The sequence below is a fragment of the Phocaeicola sp. RTP21198st1_B8_RTP21198_201120 genome, assembly GCF_040929485.1.
GTDB classification, from domain to species: domain Bacteria; phylum Bacteroidota; class Bacteroidia; order Bacteroidales; family Bacteroidaceae; genus Phocaeicola; species Phocaeicola dorei.
The window spans coordinates 1-1,307 of record NZ_JBCOCI010000380.1 but is presented as its reverse complement, the minus strand read 5'-3'; the positions used below and the strand labels follow the sequence as shown (position 1 = coordinate 1,307).

Below are 1,307 nucleotides of genomic sequence, written 5' to 3'. Positions count from 1 at the left end.
CTTAAATTCGTACTCTTATTTAGTCTCGTGCTCTTAAATACAAGCTTGTCGACGGGACAGATTCAATATAATAACATACGCTTCAAACAGCTAAGTATAGCTGAAGGACTCCCGCATAATACGATCAATGCAATCACCCAGGACAACCATGGGTTCATCTGGTTTGGTACACGCAACGGATTGTGCCGATATGACGGTTATAATATCAACCTGTTCGCACATAATGAAGCCGACAGCACCTCACTCCGCCACAATTTCATCACACGCTTATATAACGATTCGCTCCGTAACATTCTATGGATCTCTACCGATCAGGGCATCTGCAGCTATAACTACGAGACAGAAGATTTCAGCCGTTACCAGATTAAAGGGAACACTAAGGATGATGTTTGTTTCCTGAACACCAGCGATGGTATGCTTCTGCCAGCTTGTAGCAACGGACTCTATCGCTACAATGAACAAGACAGCTTGTTTGTTCCTTTTCTTCTCGATGAAGAAAAACCTCATGTGAGATACTTTGCGGAGGACGGAGACAAAACCTTATGGATAGACACCAACAAAGGACTGATGCGATACAGTCTGGAAAAGAAACAGTTCGTTTCCCTCCCGACTCTCATCCAGCCTTTTACACAACAATGCAACAATGCCGTCCTGATCTCGTCCAACCAGCTTTTATTTAATACTAACAACGATTTTTTCGTCTATCATATACAAAGCAATACCCTGTGTAATCTTTCGAAAGACCTTGAAGTGAAAGACTTCCGGTGTGCGGCAACCGACCATACGGGGAATATATGGGTAGGCACGGAGTATGGCATCTTTGTCTTCAACAAACTCTATCAACTGATTGCACATTACGAGCAATCGGAACGGGATTTAAGTGCGCTGAACGATTCTCCCATTTACAGCCTTTATCAGGACAAGGCTCATAATATGTGGGTGGGAACCTATTTCGGAGGAGTCAACTATTATATATTCGGTTCCGACCAGTTCCAGATATATCCATACGGAGCCAGTTTCAATCATTTGAGCGGAAAGGCTGTCCGCCAGATTATCAATGCTCCGGACAACGGTCTGTACATCGCCACCGAAGATGGCGGATTGAACTACCTGAACAATAAGAAAGAAATCACCCGTGCCGAACGGCTGCACAAGCAAATGCAAATCTACGCCAAGAACATACATTCTTTATGGCTCGACAAAGATAACAGCTTGTGGCTCGGACTGTTCCTGAAAGGAGCTCTTCACTATATACCGCATCTAAACCGCACGGTGGATTATAATCTACTGTCGGATGAGGTTTCTTC

The 1,307-nt window shown here is 44.1% G+C and carries 1 protein-coding gene; it reads left to right on the top strand.

Annotated features, from left to right (window positions below; all coding sequences use genetic code 11):
- Positions 1-1,307: two-component regulator propeller domain-containing protein (locus tag AB5935_RS26500; RefSeq protein WP_368327928.1), on the top strand; the 1,307-nt coding region annotated here is incomplete at both ends.